Consider the following 26,388-nt stretch of genomic DNA (forward strand, 5'->3'; position numbering starts at 1 on the left):
AGAGCCGACGGCCGCCACTGGGCACTTCTAAAAAAATCCGCCGACGACCGATGGCTCTGTACCGCGTGTCGGCGAAGGCCTTCCGCTCTTTGTCACACCCTGTGTTTGGGCGCATCCGCGCCACTGCGCTACAATCCTGCGCCTTTGCTGCCAGTCGGCTTTAATTCATTGATATCGGACTCCCGGAACCTCGGTTCTGTGCCGATTTGCATTGTGAGGTACCGCCATGGTGCACAGCATGACCGCCTTCGCCCGCGTCGAAAAAGCCGGCGTCCAGGGCACCCTGAGCTGGGAACTGCGGTCGGTCAACAGCCGCTACCTGGAACCCCACCTGCGCCTGCCGGAGTCCTTTCGCGACCTCGAGGGCGCTGTTCGTGAAGCCCTGCGCCAGGGTGTATCGCGAGGCAAGCTCGAATGCACCCTGCGCTTCACCGAAGAAAACACCGGTAAAGCGCTGCAAGTCGATCAGGAGCGCGCCGCGCAACTGGTCGCTGCCGCCGAGACTGTCGCCGGCCTGATCAAAAACCCGGCAGCGCTGAACCCGCTGGAAGTCCTGGCCTGGCCCGGCGTACTGGTTGGCGACGCCACCGACCCGCAAGCCTTGAACGCCGAAGCGCTGGCACTGTTCAATCAGGGTCTCAAAGAACTGAAGGCCGGCCGCGAGCGCGAAGGCGCGGAGCTGGCGCGGCTGATCAACGAGCGCCTGAGCTCCATCGAAGAAGACGTGGTGACCTTGCGCGAACTGGTCCCGCAAATGCTCGCCACCCAGCGCCAGAAAGTCCTCGACCGCTTCGCCGACATGAAGGCCGAGATGGATCCGCAGCGCCTGGAACAGGAAATGGTCATGCTCGCGCAAAAAAGCGACGTCGCCGAAGAACTGGATCGCCTGAGCACTCACATCATCGAAGTTCGCCGGGTGCTCAAATCCGGCGGCGCTGCCGGTCGGCGCCTGGACTTCCTGATGCAGGAACTCAACCGCGAAGCCAACACACTGGGCTCCAAAGCCTTCGACCCGCGCAGCACCCAGGCTGCGGTCAACCTCAAGGTGTTGATCGAGCAGATGCGCGAACAAGTGCAGAACATTGAGTAAGGCTACCCCGACATGACCCACAGCACCGGCACCCTGTACATCATTTCCGCCCCTTCGGGCGCGGGCAAGAGCAGCCTGGTCAAGGCCCTGACCGACGCCAATCCGGAGATTCGCGTATCGATCTCCCACACCACCCGTGCCATGCGTCCGGGTGAAGTGGACGGCGTGAACTATCACTTCGTGACCCGCGAAGAATTCGTAAAGATGGGCGAGCACGGTGACTTCCTCGAACGCGCGGAAGTCTTCGGCAACTTTTACGGCACCTCGCAAAGCCGCCTGCAGCAGACACTGGACGAAGGTCACGACCTGATCCTTGAAATCGACTGGCAAGGCGCCGAGCAAGTGCGCAAGCTGATGCCGCAGGCACGCTCGATTTTCATTCTGCCGCCGTCGCTCCAGGCCCTGCACCAGCGCCTGACCAACCGCGGCCAGGACAGCGACGAGATCATCGACGGCCGGATGCGTGAAGCCGTCAGCGAGATGAGCCATTACGTCGAATACGATTACCTGATCATCAACGACGATTTCGCCCACGCGCTGGACGATCTGAAAGCGATTTTCCGCGCCAATCAGCTGCAGCAGAAACGCCAACAGGTGCGTTTCGGCAAACTGCTGGCCGAATTGCTCGGTTAATCAGCTCTTCCCAAAACCGTTGCAAGGGCTTTACATTGGCACTTGCAGCGCGTTGAAGGGCTTGGTCAAAAAATCAGCGCTTCCCTAATCGCTGGTGATTTTTTAAACTGTTGAGTCCGCTCGCCCATCCGGGCAGCGCGCATATTGCATTTGCTACGAGGAAGACCATGGCCCGCGTAACCGTTGAAGACTGCCTAGAACACGTGGATAACCGCTTTGAGCTGGTCATGCTCTCTACCAAGCGTGCCCGTCAACTGGCCACCGGCGGCAAAGAGCCGAAAGTAGCATGGGAAAACGACAAGCCTACCGTCGTCGCCCTGCGCGAAATCGCTGAAGGCCTGATCGACTACGCAGCTATCGCCGAAGCCGAAATCGTTGAAGATGAACCGCTTTTTGCTGCATTCGAGGACGAGTCCAACGAGGCCGTCTAAGCCTATGCCTGGTCGACGTAGCACGGCGCGGGATCACAGCTTTTGGCAGGAGACATCATGCCGAGCATAGACGCCCTCGCCGATCGCTTATCGGCCTACCTCGGCAAGGACCAGGTCAACCTGGTCCGCCGAGCGTATTTCTACGCTGAACAAGCCCACGACGGCCAACGCCGCCGCAGCGGCGAAGCGTACGTCACGCACCCACTCGCGGTTGCGAATATTCTTGCCGACATGCACATGGACCATCAGAGCCTGATGGCTGCGATGCTGCATGACGTGATCGAAGACACCGGTATTGCCAAAGAGGCGCTGCAAGCGCAATTCGGCGAAACCGTGGCCGAACTGGTCGACGGGGTCAGCAAGCTGACCCAGATGAACTTCGAGACCAAGGCCGAAGCCCAGGCCGAAAACTTCCAGAAAATGGCCATGGCCATGGCCCGCGACATTCGCGTGATCCTGGTCAAACTGGCCGACCGCCTGCACAACATGCGCACCCTGGAAGTGCTGTCCGGCGAAAAGCGCCGGCGCATCGCCAAGGAAACCCTGGAAATCTATGCGCCCATCGCCAACCGGCTGGGCATGCACGCCATCCGCATCGAATTCGAAGACCTCGGCTTCAAGGCCATGCACCCGATGCGTTCCGCACGGATCTACCAGGCCGTCAAACGCGCCCGGGGCAACCGCAAGGAAATCGTCAACAAAATCGAAGAATCCCTCAGTCACTGCCTGGCCATCGATGGCATCCAGGGCGAGGTCAGCGGTCGCCAGAAACACCTCTACGGCATCTACAAGAAAATGCGCGGCAAGCGTCGGGCCTTCAACGAGATCATGGACGTCTATGCGTTCCGGATCATCGTCGACAAGGTCGATACCTGCTACCGCGTGCTGGGTGCTGTACATAACTTATATAAACCACTGCCGGGACGCTTCAAGGATTACATCGCGATCCCCAAGGCCAACGGCTATCAGTCGCTGCACACCACGCTGTTCGGCATGCACGGCGTGCCGATCGAGATCCAGATCCGCACCCGCGAAATGGAAGAGATGGCCAACAACGGCATCGCCGCCCATTGGCTGTACAAATCCAGCGGCGACGAGCAGCCCAAAGGCACCCATGCCCGCGCGCGCCAGTGGGTCAAGGGCGTGCTGGAAATGCAGCAACGCGCCGGCAACTCGCTGGAGTTCATCGAAAGCGTGAAGATCGACCTGTTCCCGGACGAGGTCTACGTGTTTACGCCCAAAGGCCGGATCATGGAGCTGCCCAAGGGTTCCACGGCGGTCGACTTCGCTTACGCGGTACACACCGACGTCGGCAACAGCTGCATTGCCTGCCGGATCAATCGTCGCCTCGCGCCGCTGTCCGAACCGCTGCAAAGCGGCTCCACGGTCGAGATCGTCAGCGCTCCCGGCGCGCGGCCGAACCCGGCCTGGCTCAACTTCGTGGTCACCGGCAAGGCCCGCACGCACATTCGCCATGCACTGAAACTGCAACGCCGTTCCGAATCCATCAGCTTGGGCGAACGCCTGCTGAACAAGGTCCTCAACGGTTTTGACAGCGCGCTGGAAAAAATCCCGGCCGAACGCGTCAAGGCCATGCTCGTCGAGTACCGTCTCGAACTGATCGAAGATTTGCTGGAAGACATCGGCCTGGGCAATCGCATGGCCTATGTGGTGGCCCGCCGACTGCTGGGCGAAGGCGAACAGTTGCCAAGCCCGGAAGGCCCGCTGGCCATTCGTGGTACCGAAGGCCTGGTGCTCAGCTACGCCAAGTGCTGCACGCCGATCCCGGGCGACCCGATTGTCGGCCACCTGTCCGCGGGCAAAGGCATGGTCGTGCACCTGGACAACTGCCGCAACATCAGCGAAATCCGCCACAACCCGGAAAAATGCATCCAGCTCTCGTGGGCCAAGGATGTCACCGGTGAATTCAACGTCGAGCTGCGCGTCGAGCTGGAGCACCAGCGCGGCCTGATCGCCCTGCTGGCCAGCAGCGTTAACGCGGCCGACGGCAACATCGAAAAAATCAGCATGGACGAGCGCGATGGTCGCATCAGCGTGGTCCAGTTGGTGGTCAGCGTGCACGACCGCGTGCACCTGGCCCGCGTGATCAAAAAACTGCGCGCCCTGACCGGGGTGACTCGCATCACCCGCATGCGTGCCTAAGCCCCCCCATTACAAGGAGTCATACATGACCAAGACCGTTATCACCAGCGACAAGGCCCCGGCCGCCATCGGTACTTACTCCCAGGCGATCAAGGCTGGCAATACCGTTTACATGTCGGGTCAGATTCCTCTGGACCCAAAAACCATGGAACTGGTCGAAGGCTTCGAAGCCCAGACCGTCCAGGTGTTCGAAAACCTCAAGGCCGTGGCTGAAGCCGCTGGCGGTTCGTTCAAGGACATCGTCAAACTGAACATTTTCCTCACCGACCTGAGCCACTTCGCCAAGGTCAACGAGATCATGGGCAAGTACTTCGACCAGCCTTACCCTGCCCGCGCCGCCATCGGCGTAGCAGCCCTGCCAAAGGGTTCGCAGGTTGAAATGGATGCCATCCTGGTCATCGAGTAATCCGTGCGGCGCAGCCCCGGGCTGCGCCGACTGCTCTGCTGTAAAGAAAGCTTGAAAGGATTCCACCATGCGCAACGCGCTTGCTCTCTCGCTGCTCGCCCTGTTCCTGGGCGGATGTGCCAGCAACCCTGCCGATCGTGATATCAGCGGCACCTGGATCAACCAGGTGGCGATCGATGCTGCCGCCAAAGGCGTCCCCCTGCGTGAAGCGCTCCAGGCCTATGGCCCGAACCTGGAATGGGACATCAACACCAAGGCCAGCCAGGCCCGCTACACCAACGGTTTTGAAAACGTCGAAGGCAAACTGCTGGGTGAAGAATCCGGCGCCTGGAAAGTCGACTTTTATGGCAGTTCGGCCAGCGAACTGAAGCGTGACGGCAAGCAACTGAGCCAGTCTGCCAGCGACAACGAGCCCGAGCAGGTTTTCGATCGCGCCCAGATTCAGGTACCGGACGGCGCTCCGATCGGCGCCAGTTTCGAGCGCGCGCTGTATTCAGCCTACATGGGCGGTGGCTGGACAATCGTCAGCGGCCCCGGCGAAGGCAGCACGGTTCAATTCCAGGCCGACGGCCAGGTGAGCGGCCTGCCAGGCAGCGATCGTTATGCGTTGTGCCTGGCCGGCGATTGCGCATCCATGAGCGGCGGCAATGACAACATGTGGCTGCAACTCAACGGCCAGGGCAACGCCTGGATCTTTGCGCGCAAGGGCAAGGAGCTGGAAATTTTCCAGGCCGTGAACACGGCGCAGGCGGACGAGATGCCCTCGTTCACCCCGGGCGAGCGCAAGTGGTTGCTCGAGAAGCAGTAACCCGCCCCTAAAAAACAACGCAATACCTATGTAGGAGCCGGCTTGCCGGCGATAGCGGCGTAACAATCAACGTTGATGTTGGATGTGACGGTCCTATCGCCGGCAAGCCGGCTCCTACAGTTTTATGGTGATTGAAAGTTAGCAGCGCCCCTCAAGAATCGCCGCATACCCCTCGCGGAAGCTCGGATACTTCGGCGCCCAGCCCAAGGCTTTGGCCCGCGCATTAGTGCAACGCTTGCTGCCGGTGCGACGTACGCTGGCGTCGTCGTCCCACTCGGTCACGCCCAGATACCCGCGCAACCAGTTCACCACATCGGCCAGCGCTGCCGGCTCGTCATCGACGCCGATATAAACATCATCCAGCGCCACTCCACGCCGATCCGCCTCAAGCAGGCATGCCATCAACCCTGCGGCATCGTCCGCATGAATCCGATTGGCATACAACGGTGGCTCGACCGCCACGCGATAACCCCGGCGCACCTGCGTCAGCAGCCATTCACGGCCGGGGCCGTAAATGCCGGTCAGGCGCACGATACTGGCCGGTATGCCGCTTTTAAGAGCAAGTTGCTCGGCCTCGAGCATCACACGTCCGGAATAGCCCGCCGCCACGGCCGGTGAAGCCTCGTCGATCCATTCGCCATCCTGCTGACCGTAAACACTGCTGCTGGAAACGAACAGCAGGCGGTTGGGCACCTGTCCATAGTCGTTCAGCCACTCCAGCACATGCTCCAGGCCCTGGACATAGGCCGCACGGTAACCGGCCTCATCGTGATCGGTGGCCGCCGCGCAATACACCAGGTAATCCACGGCACCGACTGGCCAAGTGGCCGGGCAGTCTTTGTTGAACAAGTCACCGGCAACGCCGATGACGCCCTCGGGCAGACGTGAAACGTCCCGTCGCAGGCCATGGACCTCCCACCCTGCCGCCAGCAATTGCGTGGCCAGGCGGCTGCCGACATCACCGCAGCCGGCGATCAAAACAGTAGGCGCAGACATCAGAAAACTCCCATCGGAAAGCCACAGACTAGCGCCGGCAATAGACAGGCGGCTAGCAATGCAGGAAAAAAAGAGACGCTATTACTTTTGTTAACAAGAATTACTTGCAATAATGCGTCCCACTTTTGTTCTCGGCCTTTCGAGGCCTGGAAGAACATCATCCGTTTATTCTCTCAGGTCCGGCCAGCATGACACGCAATCAATTCCCCGCTTCGCCAACCAAACGACCTCGCGCCTGGAGCGCGGTGGCCGCCCTGCTCCTCAGCCTGATGCTGGCACCGGTTGCCGCTTTCGCTGACGCCCAGGCGCCTGCCACTCCAGCTGCCGCAGCCGCTGCTCCTGCCGATCACGCAGCCGTGGCGCCTGCCGCCACCGACCCGGCTCAGGCTGCGGACACCCTTGGCGAAGACGCTCCTGAAGTCCTCGAAGCCGACAACACGCTGGGCATGGCCCATGACCTGTCGCCGTGGGGCATGTACAAGAATGCCGACATCATCGTGAAAATCGTGATGATCGGCCTGGCCATCGCCTCGATCATCACCTGGACCATCTGGATCGCCAAGGGTCTTGAGTTGATGGGCGCCAAGCGTCGTCTGCGCGATGAAATCGCCCAGCTGAAAAAATCCGCCTCCCTCAAGGCAGCCAGCGCCACTGCGGCAAAGGAAGGCACTCTGGCCAACCTGCTGGTCCATGATGCTCTCGAAGAGATGCGCCTGTCGGTCAACAGCCGCGAGAAAGAAGGCATCAAGGAACGCGTCAGCTTCCGCCTTGAGCGCTTGGTCGCGGCCTGCGGTCGCAACATGAGCAGCGGCACCGGCGTACTCGCAACCATCGGTTCCACCGCGCCGTTCGTCGGCCTGTTCGGTACCGTGTGGGGCATCATGAACAGCTTCATCGGCATCGCCAAAACCCAGACCACCAACCTCGCCGTCGTGGCTCCCGGCATCGCCGAAGCCCTGCTGGCGACCGCGCTGGGCCTGGTTGCAGCGATTCCGGCGGTGGTGATCTACAACGTGTTTGCCCGCTCCATCGCCGGCTACAAGGCGCAGGTGTCCGACGCTTCGGCGCAAGTCCTGCTGCTGGTCAGCCGCGACCTCGATCACCAGCCTGAGCGCAGCTCGCAACCGCACATGGTGAAAGTGGGGTAATCGGCCATGGGCCTGCATTTGAAAGAAGGGGCAGACGACGATCTGTCCGAAAACCACGAAATCAACGTCACGCCGTTTATCGACGTGATGCTGGTGCTGTTGATCATCTTCATGGTGGCAGCCCCGCTGGCCACCGTGGACATCAAGGTCGACCTGCCCGCCTCCACCGCCAAACCGGCGCCGCGGCCAGAGAAACCGGTATTCCTCAGCGTCAAGGCGGACCAGCGCCTGTTCCTCGGTGAAGACGAAGTGAAGGCCGAAGCACTCGGCGCCACGCTCGACGCCAAAACCCAGGGCAAGAAAGACACGACGATCTTCTTCCAGGCCGACAAAGGCGTGGATTACGGCGACCTGATGAGCGTGATGGATAACCTGCGCTCGGCGGGTTACCTGAAGGTCGGTCTGGTCGGTCTCGAGTCGGCAGTCAAGAAATGATCACGACGCGCCATAAACTGACGCGTTACAGCGGTAGCCTGGCCGTGGTGCTGGGCGTTCACGCGCTGGCCATCGCGCTGGCGCTGAACTGGTCCGCCCGCCCGCCCATCGAATTGCCACCCCAGGCAATGCTGGTCGAACTGGCACCGGTTCCTGCCCCGCCACCGCCTGCTCCGCCGAAGGTCGTCCCCCCCCCGCAGCCACCGGCTCCGGTTGAAGAACTGCCGATACCCAAGCTCGCTGAAGCGCCGAAAGCTGAAATTGCCGTGCCCAAGCCGGTCAAACCCAAGCCCAAGCCGCAGCCGCCCAAACCGGTAGAAAAGAAACCTGATCCGCCAAAGGAAAAACCGTCCGAAGAGAAGCCTGCCGACACGCAGCCGACTCAGGCACCGACGGAAAAATCCGCCCAGCCTGCACCGGGCCCATCGCCAGCGCAGTTAGCGGCGAAGGCCAGTTGGCAAGGCACGTTGCTGGCACACCTGCAGAAGTACAAAAAGTACCCTGCCAGTGCTCAGGCGCGGGGCAAGGAAGGCATGAACCGTCTGCGCTTCGTGGTGGACGGCGAAGGCAACGTGTTGTCGTTCGAACTGGTGGGCGCTTCCGGCACCGCCGATCTGGACCGGGCCACCCTGGAAATGATCCGACGCGCACAACCGCTGCCCAAGCCACCGGCCGACATGCTGACCAACGGCTCGATCGAAATTGTTGCACCCTTTGTTTACTCGCTGGAAAAACGCCGGCGGTAACGGCTGAGCTGTAGGAGCTGGCTTGCTAGCGATGAGGCACACACATCCAACATCGTAGTTGGCTGATACACCGCTATCGCTGGCAAGCCAGGTCCTACAATGATTGAGCCATCTGCGCAAAAGGCACCGAAAGGTGCCTTTCGCTTATCTGCCAGCGGCAAACCGGTATTACCCGGTGTCACGCGACACTCTCAGTCTGATAACGTGCGTCTATCGATTGCAGCCGGTATGCTTGGCCCGCAACTTCATGGACGCTTGCTATGACCCTCACAGAATTACGCTACATCGTTACCCTCGCCCAAGAGCAGCACTTCGGCCACGCGGCCGAGCGTTGCCACGTCAGTCAGCCGACCCTTTCGGTGGGCGTGAAAAAGCTTGAAGACGAACTCGGTGTGCTGATTTTCGAGCGCAGCAAAAGCGCCGTGCGCCTGACGCCGGTCGGCGAAGGCATCGTGGCCCAGGCTCAAAAGGTACTGGAACAGGCCCAGGGCATCCGCGAACTGGCCCAGGCTGGCAAGAACCAGCTGACCGCCCCGCTGAAAGTCGGCGCGATCTATACCGTCGGGCCATACCTGTTCCCGCACCTGATTCCGCAACTGCACCGGGTAGCCCCGCAGATGCCGCTGTACATCGAAGAAAACTTCACCCACGTGCTGCGCGACAAACTGCGCAACGGCGAACTCGACGCGATCATCATCGCCCTGCCGTTCAGCGAAGCCGACGTGCTGACCCTGCAACTCTACGACGAGCCGTTCTACGTGCTGATGCCGGCCCAGCACCCGTGGACGCAAAAAGAATCCATCGACGCCAGCCTGCTCAACGACAAGAGCCTGCTGCTGCTCGGTGAAGGTCACTGCTTCCGCGACCAGGTGCTGGAAGCCTGCCCGACCCTGACCAAAGGCAACGACGGCGCCAAGCACACCACGGTGGAATCCAGCTCCCTGGAAACCATTCGCCACATGGTCGCGTCCGGCCTGGGCATTTCGATCCTGCCGTTGTCCGCGGTAGACAGCCATCACTACGCCCCCGGCGTGATCGAAGTGCGTCCGTTGTCGGCGCCCGTACCGTTCCGCACCGTGGCCATTGCCTGGCGCGCCAGCTTCCCGCGCCCGAAAGCGATTGAAATCCTCGCCGACTCCATTCGCCTGTGCTCGGTGGCCAAGCCAGCGGCGCAAGTCGCTGTAGGCTAAGCAACGGTCATGAGCGAGTTGTCGCAAGTGTCGGTGACGGCACTCAAGGGTGTCGGTGAAGCCATGGCCGAGAAACTGGCCAAGGTCGGCCTGGAAAACCTCCAGGACGTATTGTTTCACCTGCCCCTGCGCTATCAGGATCGCACCCGCGTGGTCCCGATCGGCGCGTTGCGACCCGGTCAGGACGCCGTCATTGAAGGCACTGTCAGCGGTGCTGATGTGGTCATGGGGCGGCGGCGCAGCCTCGTGGTTCGGTTGCAGGATGGTACCGGGGGCTTGAGCCTGCGCTTCTACCATTTCAGTAACGCGCAGAAAGAAGGCCTCAAGCGCGGCACGCGGGTTCGCTGTTACGGCGAGGCGCGGCCCGGTGCTTCGGGGCTGGAGATCTACCACCCGGAATACCGCGCCATCACCGGCGACGAGCCGCCGCCCGTGGATGAAACCCTGACCCCGGTGTACCCGCTCACCGAAGGCCTGACCCAACAGCGCTTGCGCCAGTTGTGCATGCAGACCCTCACCCTGCTCGGCCCCAGCAGCCTGCCCGACTGGCTGCCGAACGAACTGGCCCGGGACTACCAACTGGCGCCGCTGGCCGATGCGATTCGCTACCTGCACAACCCGCCCGCCGATGCCGACGTCGATGAACTGGCCCTCGGTCACCACTGGGCACAGCACCGCCTGGCCTTCGAAGAACTGCTGACCCATCAACTGTCGCAACAGCGCCTGCGTGAAAGCATGCGTGCCCTGCGTGCACCAGCAATGCCCAAGGCAACCAAGCTGCCAGCCAAATACCTGGCCAACCTCGGCTTCAACCCGACCGGTGCCCAGCAACGGGTCGGCAACGAAATCGCTTACGACCTCAGCCAGCACGAACCGATGCTGCGGCTGATCCAGGGTGACGTCGGCGCCGGTAAAACCGTGGTCGCCGCCCTCGCCGCGCTGCAAGCGCTGGAGGCCGGTCATCAGGTGGCCCTGATGGCGCCCACCGAGATTCTCGCCGAACAGCACTTCATCACCTTCAAGCGCTGGCTCGAACCGCTGGGCATCGAAGTCGCGTGGCTCGCCGGCAAGCTCAAGGGCAAGAACCGTACGGCCGCGCTGGAGCAAATCGCCAACGGCACGCCGATGGTGGTTGGTACTCACGCGCTGTTCCAGGATGAAGTGCAATTCCAGAACCTGGCGCTGGTGATCATCGACGAACAGCACCGCTTCGGGGTGCAGCAGCGTCTGGCCTTGCGACAGAAGGGTGTTGGCGGGCGCATGTGCCCGCACCAGCTGATCATGACCGCCACGCCGATTCCGCGCACGCTGGCCATGAGCGCCTACGCCGATCTCGACACCTCGATCCTCGACGAATTGCCCCCCGGCCGAACACCGGTAAACACCGTGCTGATCACCGACACCCGGCGAGTCGAAGTCATCGAGCGGGTACGCAGCGCTTGCGCCGAAGGGCGTCAGGCCTATTGGGTTTGCACCCTGATCGAAGAGTCGGAAGAGTTGACCTGCCAGGCCGCCGAAACCACCTTCGAGGACCTCACCGCCGCCCTCGGCGAGTTGAAGGTCGGGCTGATCCACGGCCGTATGAAGCCTGCGGAAAAAGCCGCAGTGATGGCCGAATTCAAGGCCGGCAACCTGCAACTGCTGGTCGCGACCACGGTGATCGAAGTGGGCGTCGACGTGCCCAACGCCAGCCTGATGATCATCGAGAACCCCGAGCGCCTGGGCCTGGCACAACTGCACCAGTTACGCGGCCGCGTTGGCCGGGGCAGCGCCGTCAGCCATTGCGTGCTGCTCTACCATCCACCGCTGTCGCAGATCGGCCGTCAACGGCTGGGCATCATGCGCGAAACAAACGACGGCTTTGTCATCGCCGAAAAAGATCTCGAACTGCGCGGCCCCGGTGAAATGCTCGGCACACGGCAAACCGGCCTGCTTCAATTCAAGGTCGCCGACCTGATGCGCGACGCCGATTTGCTGCCCGCCGTGCGGGATGCCGCCCAGGCATTGCTCGAGCGCTGGCCGACCCACGTCAGCCCGCTACTCGATCGATGGCTGCGTCATGGCCAACAATACGGCCAAGTGTGACAACCGTCACGGATTCTGAGGCGTGGCCCCAATCAAGCTGGTTATACTCCTGCAATTGTTTTAGTACGGATACAGACCATGACCGAAGTTGCCTTCGCACCCGACACCCCGCACGCTCCGTCGGTTATTCGGCTGATGCTGGGCAAGCTGGGCATTGCCTACGAAGAAGTGCTGGATCATCACGGCCTCAATGCCGCGCGCAAAGTGCAGGCCGTTCTGCTGGATGACAGTGTCGGCGCGTTGATGGTGCTGTTTGCGCAAAGCCAATTGCTGGACCTCAATCGCCTGACCGAACTCACCGGTCGCCGCCTCACCGCCGTACCCACCGAACGCCTGACAAAAATGCTCGGCAAGCACAACCTCAGCTTGCTGCCGGGTCTGCCGGCGCTGACCAGTTCACCATGCCTGTATGACGAAAGCCTGCTGCGCGAGCCGAAGTTGCTGATCAACTCTGGTGAGCCGGGCGTGCTGCTGGAAATCTCCAGCGAAGACTTCAAGACGACCATGCTGACCAAGGCCAGCGCCGCCAACTTCGGCGAAAACCTGACCAGCATTCGCCCCAACCTCGACCGCCCCGATGACGACCGCGAGGAAATCACCCAGGCCGTCCAGGCGTTCACCGCGCGGCGCATCCAGCAACGTCTGGAAGCGACCATCGAGATTCCGCCGTTGGCCGAAACCGCACAAAAAATCATCAAACTGCGCGTCGACCCCAACGCCACCATCGACGACATCACCGGCGTGGTCGAAACCGACCCGGCGCTGGCCGCACAAGTGGTGAGCTGGGCGGGATCGCCGTACTACGCTTCACCGGGCAAGATCCGTTCGGTGGAAGACGCCATCGTGCGCGTTCTGGGCTTCGACCTGGTGATCAACCTGGCGCTGGGCCTGGCCCTGGGTAAAACCCTGAGTCTGCCCAAGGACCATCCGCAACACTCCACGCCGTACTGGCAGCAATCGATCTACACCGCCGCCGTCATCGAAGGCCTGACCCGCGCTATGCCGCGCGCCCAGCGCCCGGAAGCCGGCCTGACCTACCTGGCCGGCCTGCTGCACAACTTCGGCTACCTGCTGCTGGCACACGTGTTCCCGCCGCACTTCTCGCTGATCTGCCGCCACCTGGAGGTCAACCCGCACCTGTGCCACAGCTTTGTGGAACAACACCTGCTGGGCATCAGCCGCGAACAGATCGGCTCATGGCTGATGCGCTACTGGGACATGCCCGAAGAGCTGGCCACCGCCCTGCGCTTCCAGCACGACCCGGCCTACGACGGCGCCTACGCCGAATACCCGAACCTGGTCTGCCTGTCGGTGCGCCTGCTGCGCAGCCGTGGCATCGGCTCAGGTCCCGACGAGGACATCCCGGACGCCCTGCTCGAACGCTTGGGCCTGAGCCGTGCCAAGGCCGAAGACGTCGTCAGCAAAGTGCTTGAGGCAGAAGTGCTGCTGCGTGAACTGGCTTCGCAGTTCACTCAAGGCTGAAAAGCATCGTCGGAACGCCGCCCGGGGCAAGCCCGCTCCCACAGAATTTAAGCGATCCCTGTGGGAGCGGGCTTGCCCGCGATGAATACACCTCGGTCTAACTGAAAAACCTCAAGCCTTGGGTTTGGCCTTCTTCGGCTTCAAATACTTGGTCAGCCCCTGGAACCAGATCACCAGCGCCGGGTTGCCCTTGATCTGAATCGACTTGTCCTGAATCCCGGTCATGAACGCCAGTTGCTTGTTCTTCGCCTGCATCGTGGCAAAGCCGTACGCGGCGTCTTTAAAGGCAATCGCAAACGCAGGCTCGGCATGCACACCCGATTGGCTGGTAATACGCTGGTCCTTCACACGGAAATGCCGCGCCACTTTCCCGTCCAGGGTCTGCAACTGAAACACCAGGTCCTTGTCACCCAACTGCTGCTGAAACGCCGGATTGGTCCGGCTGGCCTTACCCATCAACAAACCCAGCATCCACAGCAGAAAACGAAATTTCATGCGTAAGCCTCAGAAGAAAAATGAACGGCCGGGGCAGTGTAACTGCTTCGAACGAGAACGCCACTGTTGCGTATCGTTAGAGGGAGATGATGTGATTTTTGGCGCTGATGACTACCAAGTCACGGAACAAGTAGAGTGATGTAGTCGCTCCCGGCAGGATGCTTCTACCGGCATCAATCGACCCATTGCTGGCGTTCAAATCAGTCTACGAAAACCAAGGTGATTCAGATCACGCTACCCGTTGTTGCATGCGCTAGTTCTGGTGATTTTTTTGCCCTTTACTGCTTTCCGAAAAAGGTAGCTTTGGCTTTGAAAAACAAACAGGAAATATCCCGAAAATAAAAGGCCTTTCTTTGTAGATAAAGTGGCAAAAAACCTGAAAAAAAACACCCGCCAAGGCGGGTGTTCATTATGCGAACTGAGTTTGTTCCATGAACTAGCATTTTCATGCAAGTGTTATCTCACGGATTAGAACCAGCCTTTTTTTCCGACAACATAAGTTTGCTCAAAGTCCTCTTCGGACTTAGTCAGATAAATAATAAATTCAACAAATGCGATGATCCCGATAATGAAGGAAGGAATGCCGAGCAAAATCCATCCAAACAGGAAGACCAGCAGCATGATCATTGCCTGCTTGGTGTAGCCCAGATAGAACTTGTGGGCTCCAAATGCGCCGAGAAAGAATGCGAGCAACAAAGCGGGTATCTTTTTAGAGTTTCCGGTCAGCGACACACTCTCCAGATAGATCGCCTCAGCCGCTCCGTTATTAGCGGAGAAGTCCACACGGCTACCCGCTTTAGGTAGAATTGTGCTTTTCCACTGCGCGACGGAAAATGTGTAACGGTTACCATCATCACCTGAGATGACACCACTACGGCTCGTTGAATCAAACTCGAGAACCTTACCTTTCATTTACCACTCCCTTTGAAATTTCACACCGCGTTCAGTGTTTTTTTGAAGCGAATCTCAATTGAACTTGAGCATGCCACTAGCTTGAATCGGACATGGAATGCACTACGGTATACACGTCAAATGAAAGCCACTAAACGCATCTGCCAAAGCGCTAGCGCCGCGATTTAGCGGTACGGCCTAGTATTATAAAAATGATTAATGAGCCCGCAGCTGCATGACCTTTAGTTCAAAAAAATGATTGAATCATGCCGATGATGGCATTTCAATAGCACCTAGATTTTTTTTGAGCGAGGATAAATGCCGGCATTGGGGAGATGTTCTCCGCCACCTCCCCAGAGCTCATGCGAGAACACACAAGATCAGCGCCCTCATGTTGGCATTCATAGTAATGCCATTTTTTGTTGAGCCAGAAGGTTCTCGCTCACGCATTGAGCGACTGCTTTTGGCTGTGGATTCAACCGGTCGACGCAACAGATTGACTGAATCGTTCAGCGGGCGTTTCGTAGTTGAGTGTTTTTCGAGGGCGGCGATTCTCGCCAAGCAACAAAGCGGACCCGGCTGATTCGCCACCCACAAAAAATGGGCACCCAACCCTGGTTGGCGTGCCCATTTTTTATTCCGCTCCCCGCTACGCGGGTTGGGGGAAAAGGATTACGGATTAACGCTATCTTTCAACGATTTCCCAGGCTTGAAAGCAACGGTGTTGCTGGCCTTGATTTTGACGGGTTCACCGGTTTGCGGGTTTTTGCCGGTGCGGGCACCGCGATGGCGTTGCAGGAAGGTGCCGAAGCCCACGAGCGTCACGCTGTCTTTGCGGTGCAGGGCACCAGTGATTTCTTCAAGAACGGCGTTGAGAACGCGGTTGGCTTGTTCTTTGGTGAGGTCTGCTTTTTCAGCAATGGCTGCAGCTAGTTCTGGTTTACGCATATGAGTGAAGCCCCTTTGACGGTTTGTTGTTGTTATGTCCGTGCTGCCCTCTGCGGAGCAGCGCCAAAAGCGCCGCAGGTGCTCTACTCTGCGGCAGACGGGAGTGAGGATGGCACGCAGTGAGGCCCCGCGCCAGTATCGGCGCGGCCTTTGTTAGGGCAAAAGGGGGGTGATTCCGACAGAACGTCCAGTATTTATGCCAGCAGGGCCGGAAGCTCTTTGTTCAGGGCCAGTTTTTCCATCACGGCGGCACCGGTGAGGGCATAACCGAGCAGTTTGCCCGCAGCATCGCGGCATAAAACCTTGATGTCGGCGCCCTGCCCTTCGACTGTCCAGATGCCTTCTGCGCCCCGTGGTGGCGGGGACACCACCAACGGGCACACCGGGGTTTTGACGGTGATCGGCATCGGGCCATAGGTGACGGCGGTCGGGTTGCCGGCCAGGGTTTGCGCCAGCGCTCGCGCACAGCTCATCAGGGGCATGACGTACAGCAGGTTCAACCCATCGACCTCGGCGCAGTCGCCCAGGGCGTAGATGTTGGCGTGGGAGGTCTTCAGGTGCCGGTCGACCATGACGCCGCGGTTGACCTGCAAACCGGCCGCTGCCGCCAGGTCGACGCGCGGGCGCAGGCCAATGGCCGAGACCACCACGTCGCACGGGATCACTTGGCCATCGGAGAGGTGCGCTTCCAGACCATCTGCCACGCGTTGCAGGCGGTTGAGCACCGGCCCGAGGTGGAAACGCGCGCCGAGGCTTTCGAGGCCAGCCTGCACCGCAGCGGCGGCCGCCGGGTGCAGCAGGGTCGGCATGACTTGTTCGCACGGTGCAACCAGTTGCACTTCGTAGCCGCCCAGGGTCAGGTCGTTGGCGAACTCGCAGCCGATCAGGCCGGCGCCGAGCAGCAGCACACGGCGCTTGCCAGCGGCCGCTGCACGGAAGCGTGCGTAATCTTCCAGGTCGTTGATCGGGAATACGCAATCCGCCGCGTCGCCTTCAATGGGTACGCGCACGGTTTCGGCGCCCCAGGCCAGGATCAGGTCGCGGTAGATCACCGCTTCTTCACCGATCCACAGGCGTTTGTGGCCCGGGTCGATGCCGCTGATGCGCGTGTGGGTGCGTATTTCGGCCTTGAGTTGCTCGGCCATGGTGCCAGGTTCGGCCATGCTCAGGCCGTCGGCATCCTTGTTTTTGCCGAAACCGGTGGAGAGCATCGGCTTGGAGTAGGAGCGCCCGTCATCGGCGGTAATCAGCAGCAGCGGGGTTTCGCTATCGAGTTTGCGAAACTCGCGGGCCACGTTGTAGCCAGCCAGGCCGGTGCCAATGATTACGACAGGTGCGTTCATTCCTTACTCCTCAATTATTCAGGCAGCGATTTCGATCATTTCAAAATCCATCTTGCCCACACCACAGTCCGGGCACAGCCAGTCTGCCGGGACGTCTTCCCAACGGGTGCCCGGCGCAATGCCGTCATCCGGCCAACCGTCGGCTTCGTTGTAGATCAGGCCGCAGACAATACATTGCCACTTTTTCATCAAGTACTTCCTCAGGGTTCAGGCGTTTTGCCGGCCGGACGGTCGATGGTTGCAGCACGGCCGTCCAACTCAGCGCGTTTTGTACTGATCGGGGCCGTCGGATGCAAGCCTGTTCGGCGCAACGGCAGGCCATTTCAATCGATATCGGCGGCTGACATGTTAAGCTCGCCGCCTCATTTGCTGCCAATAATGACTCATTGTGCATCACACAGAATCCCCCTCTCCAGCTCCGCTCTGGCTCTCCCGCAGTGAACTGGCGCCCCTCCCCGATGCTTCTACCCTCGACTGGCTGTTCGACGAAGGCTCGCTGACCAGACGTCTGATTCATCTGTCGAATGATGCCTTCAGCGTCTCGCCAATGTTCGAAGGCTGGCAGCCTTTGCGCGCCGACGAATGCGCGGCGCTGGACCTGGCCGAAGGCAGTGAGGGCTGGGTGCGTGAAGTGTATTTGCGCGGTCATGGCGAGGCGTGGGTGTTTGCGCGCAGCGTAGCGTCACGCAGTGCATTGCAAGGCGACGGTTTGCACATGGACGAGCTGGGTAGCCGCTCGCTGGGCGAATTGCTGTTTTGCGATCATGCCTTCCAGCGCCGGGCCATCGAGGTTTGCCATTATCCGCAAGCGTGGCTGCCCGCCGAGGCGCAGTCGCCTGAGCTGTGGGGCCGCCGTTCACGCTTCGATCGCGGCGCCTTGAGCGTTCTGGTGGCCGAAATTTTCCTGCCGACCCTGTGGAAGGCCGCCCGTGCCCAACCGGAGAGCCGCTGATGTACCAAAGCCTGCTCAAGTCATTGAACCGCTTGAACCCTCGGGCCTGGGACTTCATTCAGCTGACCCGCATGGACAAGCCGATCGGCATTTACCTGCTGCTGTGGCCGACGCTGTGGGCGCTGTGGATTGCCGGCAAGGGCTCACCGTCCCTGGCCAATATCGTGATCTTCGTCCTTGGCGTGGTGCTGACCCGCGCCGGCGGCTGCGTGATCAACGACTGGGCGGACCGCAAGGTCGATGGCCATGTGAAGCGTACCGAGCAACGGCCACTGGTCAGCGGCAAGATCAGCTCCAAAGAGGCGCTGGTGTTCTTCGCACTGCTGATGGGCGTGAGTTTCCTGCTGGTGCTGTGCACCAATGCCGCGACGGTCTGGCTGTCATTGGGCGGTTTGGCGCTGGCATTCAGTTATCCCTTCATGAAGCGCTACACCTATTACCCGCAAGTGGTGCTGGGTGCCGCATTTTCGTGGGGGATGCCGATGGCGTTCACCGCAGAAACCGGTGAATTGCCGGCTGTCGCGTGGCTGCTGTGGATCGCCAACCTGATGTGGACCGTGGGCTACGACACGTATTACGCGATGACTGACCGCGATGACGACCTGAAAATCGGCGTGAAATCCACGGCAATCCTGTTTGGCGAGGCCGACAGGGTGATCATCCTGACCTTGCAAGGGTTGGCACTGGGTTGCCTGTTGCTGGCGGCGTCGAAATTCGAGTTGGGGATGTGGTTTCACCTTGGCTTGCTGGTGGCCGCCGGCTGTTTTGCCTGGGAGTTCTGGTACACCCGCGACAGGGACCGCATGCGCTGCTTCAAGGCGTTCTTGCACAACCACTGGGCGGGGTTGGCGATTTTCGTCGGGATCGTGCTGGATTACGCGCTGCATTGACCGCAGGCAAAGATCACAGCCTGCGCCAGCTCCAAACAGGGGATGGAGCGACCGCAGGCTGCGAACTGTTTACGGCGCAGGCCAATCGCTTATTTATGCTCGTGCATGACGTGCCAGACGTTCTTCATATTGTCGCCTGCCATGTCACCGGGTTTTTTGTCCTTCATGAACGTGTAAAGCGGCTTGCCGTCATAGGCCCACTGCATCTTACCGTCGTCACGCTTGATCGTGCTCCACTTGCCTTCGGGCTTGGCGCCCGCCGGCGCCATCATTGGCGGCCAATATTCAGCGCACTCGCCGTTGCACATCGACTTACCGCCTGAGTCCTTGTCGTATGTGTACACTGTCATGCCCTTGTGATCGACCATCATCCCGTCTTTCATCATCGCCGGCTCGTCGGCGAAGGCCAGTGTCGGCAGCGTTAGCGCTGCCGTGACCAGCAGAGCCTTCCAGGTTTGAGCAATGTGTTTCATGGAAACCTTCCTTTTGTGGTTGTCAGGATTCGAACTTAGAGCTTAGTTCAGGTTCGCGACAATCACCGGCCGACTAAAATACTGTCACACGACTGCAATAATTCCGTTATCTAATGCGGCGCAAGACAGTTAAATGACAAGAGGATTAAGGGCATGGTTGGCAGGAGCATTCTGATCGTCGACGACGAAGCGCCTATTCGCGAAATGATCGCCGTTGCGTTGGAAATGGCCGGCTATGACTGCCTGGAGGCTGAAAACTCCCAGCAGGCCCACGCCATTATCGTCGACCGCAAACCGGACCTGATCCTGCTCGACTGGATGCTGCCCGGCACGTCCGGTATCGAGCTGGCCCGTCGTCTCAAGCGTGATGAACTGACCGGGGATATCCCGATCATCATGCTCACCGCCAAGGGCGAAGAGGACAACAAGATCCAGGGCCTGGAAGTCGGCGCTGACGACTACATCACCAAACCGTTTTCCCCCCGTGAGCTGGTAGCGCGCCTGAAAGCCGTGCTGCGCCGTGCCGGTCCGACCGATGGCGAAGCGCCGATCGAAGTCGGCGGCCTGCTGCTGGACCCGATCAGCCACCGCGTGACCATCGACGGCCGCCCTGCCGAGATGGGCCCGACCGAATACCGTCTGCTGCAATTCTTTATGACCCACCAGGAACGTGCCTACACGCGTGGCCAGTTGCTGGATCAGGTCTGGGGCGGCAACGTCTATGTCGAAGAGCGTACCGTCGACGTGCACATTCGACGCTTGCGCAAAGCCCTCGGCGACGCTTATGAAAATCTGGTACAAACCGTGCGCGGCACCGGTTACCGCTTTTCTACCAAAGCCTGACCCGGACCTTTACCGCCCGACAAGCTGACAAGGACGCGCGTCAAGTGAACCAAAACTGGCATGGCACCCTGATTCGCCACATGCTGCTGCTGGTCACCGCCTGCCTGGTGATCGGCCTGATCACCGGCTATTACGGCTGGAGCCTTGCCGCAGGCCTGGGTCTTTACCTGGCCTGGACCCTCAAGCAGTTACTGCGATTGCACGAGTGGCTGCGCCTGCACAAACCCGATGAAGCACCACCCGACGGCTACGGCCTGTGGGGCGAGGTGTTCGACAGCATCTACCACCTGCAACGCCGCGACCAACGGGTACGCGGACGCCTGCAAGCGGTTATCGACCGGGTTCAGGAATCCACCGCCGCGCTGAAAGACGCGGTGATCATGCTCGACACCGACGGCAACCTGGAGTGGTGGAACCGCGCCGCCGAAACCCTGTTGGGCCTCAAGACGCCACAGGACAGCGGCCAACCGGTGACCAACCTGGTGCGTCATCCGCGCTTCAAGGAATATTTCGAGCAAGAGAGTTACACCGAGCCGTTGGAAATCCCTTCGCCAACCAACGACCGTGTGCGCATCCAGCTGTACATCACCCGCTACGGCAACAATGAGCACTTGATGCTGGTGCGCGATGTGACACGCATCCATCAGCTGGAACAGATGCGCAAAGACTTCATCGCCAACGTTTCCCATGAACTGCGCACACCATTGACGGTGATCTGCGGTTACCTGGAAACCTTGCTCGATAACGTCGACGAGGTAAACCCGCGCTGGGGCCGTGCCTTGCAGCAGATGCAGCAACAAGGCGGACGCATGCAGACCTTGCTCAACGACCTGTTGCTGCTGGCCAAGCTGGAAGCCACCGATTACCCGTCGGACAACCAGCCGGTGCCGATCGACGGCCTGCTGCAGTCGATCAAGAGCGACGCGCAGCAGTTGTCCGGTCAGAAAAACCAGAAAATCACCCTGGAGGCCGATCCGACGATTCTGCTCAAGGGCAGCGAGGCGGAGTTACGCAGCGCGTTTTCCAACCTGGTGTTCAACGCGGTGAAATACACCCCGGCCGAAGGCAACATCCGCATTCGCTGGTGGGGCGATGACCAAGGCGCGCACCTGAGCGTGCAGGATTCCGGGATCGGCATCGATGCCAAACACCTGCCGCGCCTGACTGAACGCTTCTATCGCGTCGACTCCAGCCGCAACTCCAACACCGGGGGCACCGGCCTCGGGCTGGCGATCGTCAAACACGTTTTGTTACGACATCGGGCCCGAATGGAAATCAGCAGCGTACCCGGCCACGGCAGTACTTTTACCTGCCACTTTGCCCCGGCCCAGGTCACCCAATCACGGGTTATCAGTACCGCCGACTGATACCCCCTAGGCAATCACTCAGTCAGCCGCTACATTGGCTGACTTGTGCCTGCCTTTTCAGGCGCGATTTCTACTTCCCTTTCGAATACACGGAACCCGCAAAACTCCATCATGGACCCTTCCCCTGGTTTGACCCTCGCTACAATTTTCGCCGACTTCGGCATGATTCTTTTTGCTCTGATCCTGGTTTTGCTCAACGGATTCTTCGTTGCGGCAGAATTTGCCATGGTCAAACTGCGCTCGACCCGGGTCGAAGCCATCGCCGAACAGCACGGCTGGCGCGGGCACATCCTGCGCACCGTGCACAGTCAGCTCGATGCTTACCTGTCGGCGTGCCAATTGGGTATCACCCTCGCCTCTCTCGGCCTGGGCTGGGTCGGTGAACCGGCGTTCGCGCACCTGCTGGCGCCTGTACTGAGTGCCGTGGGCGTAGATTCCGCTGAAGTGGTCAAGGCGGTTTCGTTCTTCACGGCGTTCTTCATCATTTCGTACCTGCACATCGTGGTCGGCGAGCTGGCCCCGAAATCCTGGGCGATCCGCAAACCCGAGTTGCTGTCGCTGTGGACCGCCGTGCCGCTGTACCTGTTCTATTGGGCCATGTACCCGGCCATCTACCTGCTCAACGCCAGCGCCAACCAGATCCTGCGCATCGCCGGGCAAGGTGAACCCGGCCCGCACCACGAGCACCATTACAGCCGTGAAGAACTGAAACTGATTCTGCACTCCAGCCGTGGCCAGGACCCGAGCGACCAAGGCATGCGCGTACTGGCCTCGGCGGTGGAAATGGGCGAACTGGAAGTGGTCGACTGGGCCAACTCACGGGAAGACCTGGTCACCCTTGAGTTCAACGCACCGCTCAAGGAAATCCTGGCGTTGTTCCGTCGCCACAAATTCAGCCGCTATCCGGTGTACGACAGCGAACGCCAGGAGTTCGTCGGCCTGCTGCACATCAAGGATCTGCTGCTGGAACTGGCGGCGCTGGACCACATTCCCGAATCGTTCAACCTGGCCGAACTGACTCGCCCGCTGGAACGCGTGTCGCGGCACATGCCGCTGTCGCAGCTGCTTGAGCAGTTCCGCAAGGGCGGCTCGCACTTCGCCGTGGTCGAAGAGGCCGACGGCAACATCATCGGCTACCTGACCATGGAAGACGTGCTGGAAGTGCTGGTGGGCGACATCCAGGACGAACACCGCAAAGCCGAGCGCGGGATCCTCGCGTATCAGCCGGGCAAGCTGCTGGTGCGGGGCGATACGCCGCTGTTCAAGGTCGAAAGGCTGCTGGGCATCGACCTTGACCACGTCGAAGCCGAAACCCTTGCCGGGCTGGTCTATGAGAGCCTGAAGCGAGTTCCGGAAGAGGAAGAAGTACTGGAAGTCGAAGGCCTGAGGATCATCATCAAGAAGATGAAAGGGCCGAAGATTGTTCTGGCCAAGGTGTTGATGCTCGACTGAGCCATGACCTTGCAGGAGCCGGTTTGCTGGCAATCAGGAGCGCTGCGGTGTCGGTTATACCGCGTTATCGTTCATCGCCAGCAAGCCGGCTCCTACTGCCCAACGCAAAGTTGGGCAGCGCGCTGACCGGCTGGTTGAACTGGTACGGAATCGACACCAGCCCCAGCCCGGTATTGCGCTGCACCACGAAGTGCAAATGCGGTCCGGTGCTGTTGCCGGTGTTGCCGGACAATGCCAATGCACTGCCTACCTTTACCCGCTGACCTTCCCGAACGCAGACCGAACCTTTCTTCAGGTGCAGGTAAACACCCATGGTCCCGTCATCGTGCAGCACCCGCACGAAATTGCCGGATGCATCGGTGCCGCGGCCGCTCTGGCGATTTTCGGTTTTCACCACCACGCCGTCTCGAGCGGCAATGATCGGCGTGCCTTCGGGCATCGCAATGTCTATGGCGTAACGACTCTTGGGCCCAAAGTGGCTGTAGGGCCCATTGGCCCCCTGACTGATCCGGAACGGCCCACCACGCCAGGGCAACGGATACCGATAGCCCACTGTGGGCCCTGATGGGTCGCCCAGGGAGTATTTGAACTTCGGGATGTACGCGAGGGGCTTTCCACCTTTAGTAGTCGCCGTGAGCTGCGCCAGGCGAACGCTGCTGCGTAGCGGTATCACCCGCCGAATCGTCCCGCCCGGCACACCGTTGGCATTCTTCACCCCGGCAAAACTCAATTCGACCTCTACCGGCGCATACAGGTCATTGCGCACGTACACGCTGTGCACGCCGTTCTTCTTCATGATGATGAGGCGCACCTGACGCTCGAGGTGCTCGACCATGCCATCGCGAAAAACGAACACGTGGGCACCTTTGCTGGGGCGGTCGCTGTAGGAAACCACGCCATAGGCGTCTTTGGACTTGTAGATGGTCATAGCCACGGCCGAGGTGGCGACCATGAACAGGCCACATAAAAACAGCAGGCGCGTGAACATGGGCAAGGATTCTGTCGAGGGGGATTTGGGATTGAGCCTAGCAGCTGCAATGGACCCGAGTAGTCGACAGATGTTTCAGAAAAGGTGTTCAGCAGATGTGCGGTAGACCTGATGGCCCTATCGCGGGCAAGCCCGCTCCCACAGGATTCACGCCGGACCTGTGGAAGCGAGCTTGCTCGCGATGGCGGACTGTCAGGCGACGCGTCTCAAGCGCCAGGAATAAAGTGCTTCTGCGCCGTACCACGCGCAATCAGGCGGGAGATGTAATCGAGCTTCTGCGCATCCTGATCGACAAAGCGGAAGGTCAGTTGGAGCCAGTCGCTGTCGGGCTTCGGTTCGTGGGCCACGACGGCGTGCAGATAGCCGTTGAGGCGGGCGATTTCGGCATTGTCGCCCTGCTCCAGGTCCAGCACCGCGCTGTCGAGGATCTGCGGCAGGCTCTCGGTGCGCTTGACCACCAACAGCGCCTCCTTGAGGCTCAAGGCCTTGATCACGCATTGCGCGATGCCGTTCGGCAAACGCAGTTGACCCTGGCCACGGCCGCTGGTCAGTGCCGAAGAGACCGCAGGCGCCTTGACCGGCGGATTGTTGAGCAAGCCTTTGGGCGGTGCAGGTGCAGGTGCCGGTGCGGCTGTTGGCGTGGCAACCGGTGCCTTGCCACCGGTCAAGGCGGCGAGGGAGTCGTTAGCGAACGCAGGGCTGGTTTTCGTCGCAGCTACGTTTATCAAGGCATCGAGTTTGCCGACCTTGTGCAACGCTTGCTTGACCTTGGTGATCAGTTGCTCGTTGGTGAACGGCTTGCTGACGTAACCGGATACCCCGGCCTGGATCGCCTGGACGACGTTCTCCTTGTCGCCACGGCTGGTCACCATCACGAAGGGCATGCCTTTGAGGTTGTCTTGCTCGCGGCACCAGGTCAGCAGTTCCAGGCCAGACATTTCCGGCATTTCCCAGTCGCACAGGACCAGGTCGAATGCTTCTTTGGCCAGCATGGCTTGGGCCTTTCTGCCATTGATCGCGTCTTCGATACGCATGCCTGGGAAATAATTGCGCAGGCACTTTTTCACCAGGTCACGAATGAACGATGCGTCGTCCACGACCAACACACTGACCTTACTCATCCACCACCCCTTTAAAAAATCCCGGTCAGCATACCGCTTTACTGATGGCACTTTGCCAAAAACCTTCAGGCACGCCGGACTTTTCGTTCGCGGGTGCTGCTTTTCGAATTCGTGTGCCGCAAACAAAAACGCCCGGCCAACAGGCCGGGCGCTTTACTTGGGCAACCTTACTTATCGTCAGTTTTGCCCGGAACATTAGCGGTTTCGCCACTGGTTCCTTCAACTTCTTCCTTCATGCGCTTGAGGCCCAGGTGCCGCACGTCGGTGCCGCGTACCAGGTAGATCACCAGCTCCGAGATATTGCGCGCGTGGTCGCCGATACGCTCCAGCGAACGCAGCACCCAGATAATGCTCAGAACCCGCGAGATAGAACGCGGATCTTCCATCATGTAGGTCGCCAGCTCACGCAGGGCGGTCTTGTATTCGCGGTCGATGATCTTGTCGTACTGCGCCACCGACAAGGCCAGTTCGGCGTCGAAACGGGCAAAGGCGTCCAGTGCGTCGCGGACCATGTTGCGCACCTGGTCACCGATGTGGCGCACTTCGACGTAACCGCGCGGCGCTTCGCCTTCTTCGCACAGCTGGATAGCGCGACGGGCGATCTTGGTCGCTTCGTCACCGATGCGCTCCAGGTCGATCACCGATTTGGAAATGCTGATGATCAGGCGCAGGTCGGATGCCGCTGGCTGGCGACGGGCCAGAATGCGCAGGCATTCCTCGTCGATGTTGCGTTCCATCTGGTTGATCTGGTCATCGATCTCGCGCACCTGCTGGGCCAGGCCGGAGTCGGCCTCGATCAGCGCGGTCACCGCGTCGTTGACCTGCTTCTCGACCAGCCCGCCCATGGCCAGGAGGTGGCTGCGCACTTCCTCCAGTTCGGCGTTGAACTGCTGGGAGATGTGATGTGTAAGGCCTTCCTTAGAAATCATTGTGTTCGCTCCGCAAAAGCGTTTAACCAAGAGCTGCAAGCTACAAGCTGCAAGCTGTGTTGTGGTGAACTCAAAACCGCATA

General features: G+C 60.2%; 27 protein-coding genes. 17 read left to right on the forward strand and 10 right to left on the reverse strand.

The window, feature by feature from the left end:
- Nucleotides 1-226: 226 nt before the first annotated feature.
- The 6 genes from PMI31_RS11940 (at nt 227) to PMI31_RS11965 (ending at nt 5,531) form a co-directional block, all read left to right on the forward strand.
- A complete protein-coding gene (locus PMI31_RS11940; RefSeq protein WP_008018269.1) occupies nt 227-1,090 on the forward strand; it encodes a YicC/YloC family endoribonuclease in 864 nt (287 codons plus the stop codon).
- 12 nt (nt 1,091-1,102) lie between these two features.
- Nucleotides 1,103-1,723, forward strand: a complete 621-nt coding sequence (gene gmk, locus PMI31_RS11945; protein WP_003229498.1) for a guanylate kinase — start codon at nt 1,103-1,105, stop codon at nt 1,721-1,723.
- 167 nt (nt 1,724-1,890) lie between these two features.
- Entirely contained in the window at nt 1,891-2,154 is a 264-nt protein-coding gene (rpoZ, locus tag PMI31_RS11950) for a DNA-directed RNA polymerase subunit omega (RefSeq protein ID WP_007921129.1), read from the forward strand.
- Between the two features lie 57 nt (nt 2,155-2,211).
- Nucleotides 2,212-4,317 (forward strand): bifunctional GTP diphosphokinase/guanosine-3',5'-bis pyrophosphate 3'-pyrophosphohydrolase, encoded by a 2,106-nt coding sequence (gene spoT / locus PMI31_RS11955; RefSeq protein ID WP_008018270.1) that lies wholly within the window; start codon nt 2,212-2,214, stop codon nt 4,315-4,317.
- 25 nt (nt 4,318-4,342) lie between these two features.
- On the forward strand, nt 4,343-4,723 hold the full coding sequence (locus PMI31_RS11960) for a RidA family protein (RefSeq protein ID WP_003229509.1): 381 nt from the start codon (nt 4,343-4,345) through the stop codon (nt 4,721-4,723).
- A 67-nt stretch (nt 4,724-4,790) separates the two neighbouring features.
- A complete protein-coding gene (locus PMI31_RS11965) occupies nt 4,791-5,531 on the forward strand; it encodes a hypothetical protein (RefSeq protein ID WP_008018271.1) in 741 nt (246 codons plus the stop codon).
- Between the two features lie 138 nt (nt 5,532-5,669).
- Here PMI31_RS11965 and PMI31_RS11970 read toward each other — a convergent pair whose 3' ends face one another.
- Nucleotides 5,670-6,527, reverse strand: a complete 858-nt coding sequence (locus PMI31_RS11970) for an SDR family oxidoreductase (protein WP_008018272.1) — start codon at nt 6,525-6,527, stop codon at nt 5,670-5,672.
- Between the two features lie 188 nt (nt 6,528-6,715).
- Between PMI31_RS11970 and exbB the strand changes: the two genes are divergently transcribed.
- The 6 genes from exbB (at nt 6,716) to PMI31_RS12000 (ending at nt 13,613) form a co-directional block, all read left to right on the forward strand.
- Nucleotides 6,716-7,675 carry a tonB-system energizer ExbB gene (gene exbB / locus PMI31_RS11975; RefSeq protein WP_008018273.1) on the forward strand — a complete coding sequence of 320 codons (960 nt, stop codon included), beginning with the start codon at nt 6,716-6,718 and terminating at the stop codon, nt 7,673-7,675.
- Between the two features lie 6 nt (nt 7,676-7,681).
- Complete coding sequence (exbD, locus tag PMI31_RS11980; protein ID WP_008018275.1) at nt 7,682-8,110, forward strand: TonB system transport protein ExbD; 429 nt, start codon at nt 7,682-7,684, stop codon at nt 8,108-8,110.
- Nucleotides 8,107-8,856, forward strand: a complete 750-nt coding sequence (locus PMI31_RS11985; protein WP_008018276.1) for a TonB family protein — start codon at nt 8,107-8,109, stop codon at nt 8,854-8,856. The genes exbD and PMI31_RS11985 overlap by 4 nt, the downstream gene beginning before the upstream one ends.
- 260 nt (nt 8,857-9,116) lie before the next feature.
- Entirely contained in the window at nt 9,117-10,046 is a 930-nt protein-coding gene (locus PMI31_RS11990; RefSeq protein ID WP_008018277.1) for a hydrogen peroxide-inducible genes activator, read from the forward strand.
- A gap of 9 nt (nt 10,047-10,055) precedes the next feature.
- Nucleotides 10,056-12,131 (forward strand): ATP-dependent DNA helicase RecG, encoded by a 2,076-nt coding sequence (gene recG / locus PMI31_RS11995; RefSeq protein WP_008018279.1) that lies wholly within the window; start codon nt 10,056-10,058, stop codon nt 12,129-12,131.
- A 78-nt stretch (nt 12,132-12,209) separates the two neighbouring features.
- A complete protein-coding gene (locus tag PMI31_RS12000) occupies nt 12,210-13,613 on the forward strand; it encodes an aminoacyl-tRNA deacylase and HDOD domain-containing protein (protein ID WP_008018280.1) in 1,404 nt (467 codons plus the stop codon).
- 111 nt (nt 13,614-13,724) lie between these two features.
- Here PMI31_RS12000 and PMI31_RS12005 read toward each other — a convergent pair whose 3' ends face one another.
- The 5 genes from PMI31_RS12005 to PMI31_RS12025 form a co-directional block, all read right to left on the reverse strand.
- A complete protein-coding gene (locus PMI31_RS12005) occupies nt 13,725-14,108 on the reverse strand; it encodes a hypothetical protein (protein ID WP_008018281.1) in 384 nt (127 codons plus the stop codon).
- Between the two features lie 468 nt (nt 14,109-14,576).
- Nucleotides 14,577-15,020, reverse strand: coding sequence for a TM2 domain-containing protein (locus PMI31_RS12010; protein ID WP_008018282.1), 444 nt, complete (start codon nt 15,018-15,020; stop codon nt 14,577-14,579).
- A 651-nt stretch (nt 15,021-15,671) separates the two neighbouring features.
- The gene (locus tag PMI31_RS12015) at nt 15,672-15,947 is read right to left on the reverse strand and encodes an HU family DNA-binding protein (protein ID WP_003213368.1); all 276 of its coding nucleotides are present in this window, start codon (nt 15,945-15,947) and stop codon (nt 15,672-15,674) included.
- Between the two features lie 194 nt (nt 15,948-16,141).
- Entirely contained in the window at nt 16,142-17,290 is a 1,149-nt protein-coding gene (locus PMI31_RS12020) for an NAD(P)/FAD-dependent oxidoreductase (RefSeq protein WP_008018283.1), read from the reverse strand.
- 18 nt (nt 17,291-17,308) lie between these two features.
- Nucleotides 17,309-17,479 (reverse strand): rubredoxin, encoded by a 171-nt coding sequence (locus PMI31_RS12025; protein WP_007995385.1) that lies wholly within the window; start codon nt 17,477-17,479, stop codon nt 17,309-17,311.
- A 199-nt stretch (nt 17,480-17,678) separates the two neighbouring features.
- Between PMI31_RS12025 and PMI31_RS12030 the strand changes: the two genes are divergently transcribed.
- Nucleotides 17,679-18,242, forward strand: a complete 564-nt coding sequence (locus tag PMI31_RS12030) for a chorismate--pyruvate lyase family protein (RefSeq protein WP_008018284.1) — start codon at nt 17,679-17,681, stop codon at nt 18,240-18,242.
- Nucleotides 18,242-19,132 carry a 4-hydroxybenzoate octaprenyltransferase gene (ubiA, locus tag PMI31_RS12035; RefSeq protein WP_008018285.1) on the forward strand — a complete coding sequence of 297 codons (891 nt, stop codon included), beginning with the start codon at nt 18,242-18,244 and terminating at the stop codon, nt 19,130-19,132. Before PMI31_RS12030 ends, ubiA begins: the two co-directional genes overlap by 1 nt.
- Before the next feature lie 89 nt (nt 19,133-19,221).
- Here ubiA and PMI31_RS12040 read toward each other — a convergent pair whose 3' ends face one another.
- Nucleotides 19,222-19,605, reverse strand: a complete 384-nt coding sequence (locus PMI31_RS12040) for a COG4315 family predicted lipoprotein (RefSeq protein ID WP_008018286.1) — start codon at nt 19,603-19,605, stop codon at nt 19,222-19,224.
- 153 nt (nt 19,606-19,758) lie between these two features.
- On the opposite strand from PMI31_RS12040, the gene phoB reads away from it, so the two are divergent.
- From phoB to PMI31_RS12055, 3 genes are all read left to right on the forward strand, one after another.
- On the forward strand, nt 19,759-20,448 hold the full coding sequence (phoB, locus tag PMI31_RS12045) for a phosphate regulon transcriptional regulator PhoB (protein WP_003229608.1): 690 nt from the start codon (nt 19,759-19,761) through the stop codon (nt 20,446-20,448).
- 80 nt (nt 20,449-20,528) lie between these two features.
- The gene (gene phoR / locus PMI31_RS12050; RefSeq protein ID WP_238539286.1) at nt 20,529-21,815 is read left to right on the forward strand and encodes a phosphate regulon sensor histidine kinase PhoR; all 1,287 of its coding nucleotides are present in this window, start codon (nt 20,529-20,531) and stop codon (nt 21,813-21,815) included.
- A gap of 111 nt (nt 21,816-21,926) precedes the next feature.
- Nucleotides 21,927-23,267, forward strand: a complete 1,341-nt coding sequence (locus PMI31_RS12055; protein ID WP_008018288.1) for a hemolysin family protein — start codon at nt 21,927-21,929, stop codon at nt 23,265-23,267.
- Between the two features lie 64 nt (nt 23,268-23,331).
- On the opposite strand, the gene PMI31_RS12060 is transcribed toward PMI31_RS12055, so the two are convergent.
- The 3 genes from PMI31_RS12060 to phoU all read right to left on the reverse strand — a co-directional run bounded on the left by PMI31_RS12060 (nt 23,332) and on the right by phoU (nt 26,305).
- Complete coding sequence (locus tag PMI31_RS12060; RefSeq protein ID WP_008018289.1) at nt 23,332-24,255, reverse strand: peptidoglycan DD-metalloendopeptidase family protein; 924 nt, start codon at nt 24,253-24,255, stop codon at nt 23,332-23,334.
- 206 nt (nt 24,256-24,461) lie between these two features.
- Nucleotides 24,462-25,376, reverse strand: coding sequence for a response regulator (locus PMI31_RS12065; RefSeq protein ID WP_008018290.1), 915 nt, complete (start codon nt 25,374-25,376; stop codon nt 24,462-24,464).
- A 167-nt stretch (nt 25,377-25,543) separates the two neighbouring features.
- The gene (gene phoU / locus PMI31_RS12070; protein ID WP_007992846.1) at nt 25,544-26,305 is read right to left on the reverse strand and encodes a phosphate signaling complex protein PhoU; all 762 of its coding nucleotides are present in this window, start codon (nt 26,303-26,305) and stop codon (nt 25,544-25,546) included.
- Nucleotides 26,306-26,388: the final 83 nt, after the last annotated feature.

It is taken from the genome of Pseudomonas sp. GM55 (assembly GCF_000282395.1).
Taxonomy (GTDB): Bacteria; Pseudomonadota; Gammaproteobacteria; order Pseudomonadales; family Pseudomonadaceae; genus Aquipseudomonas; species Aquipseudomonas fluorescens_CC.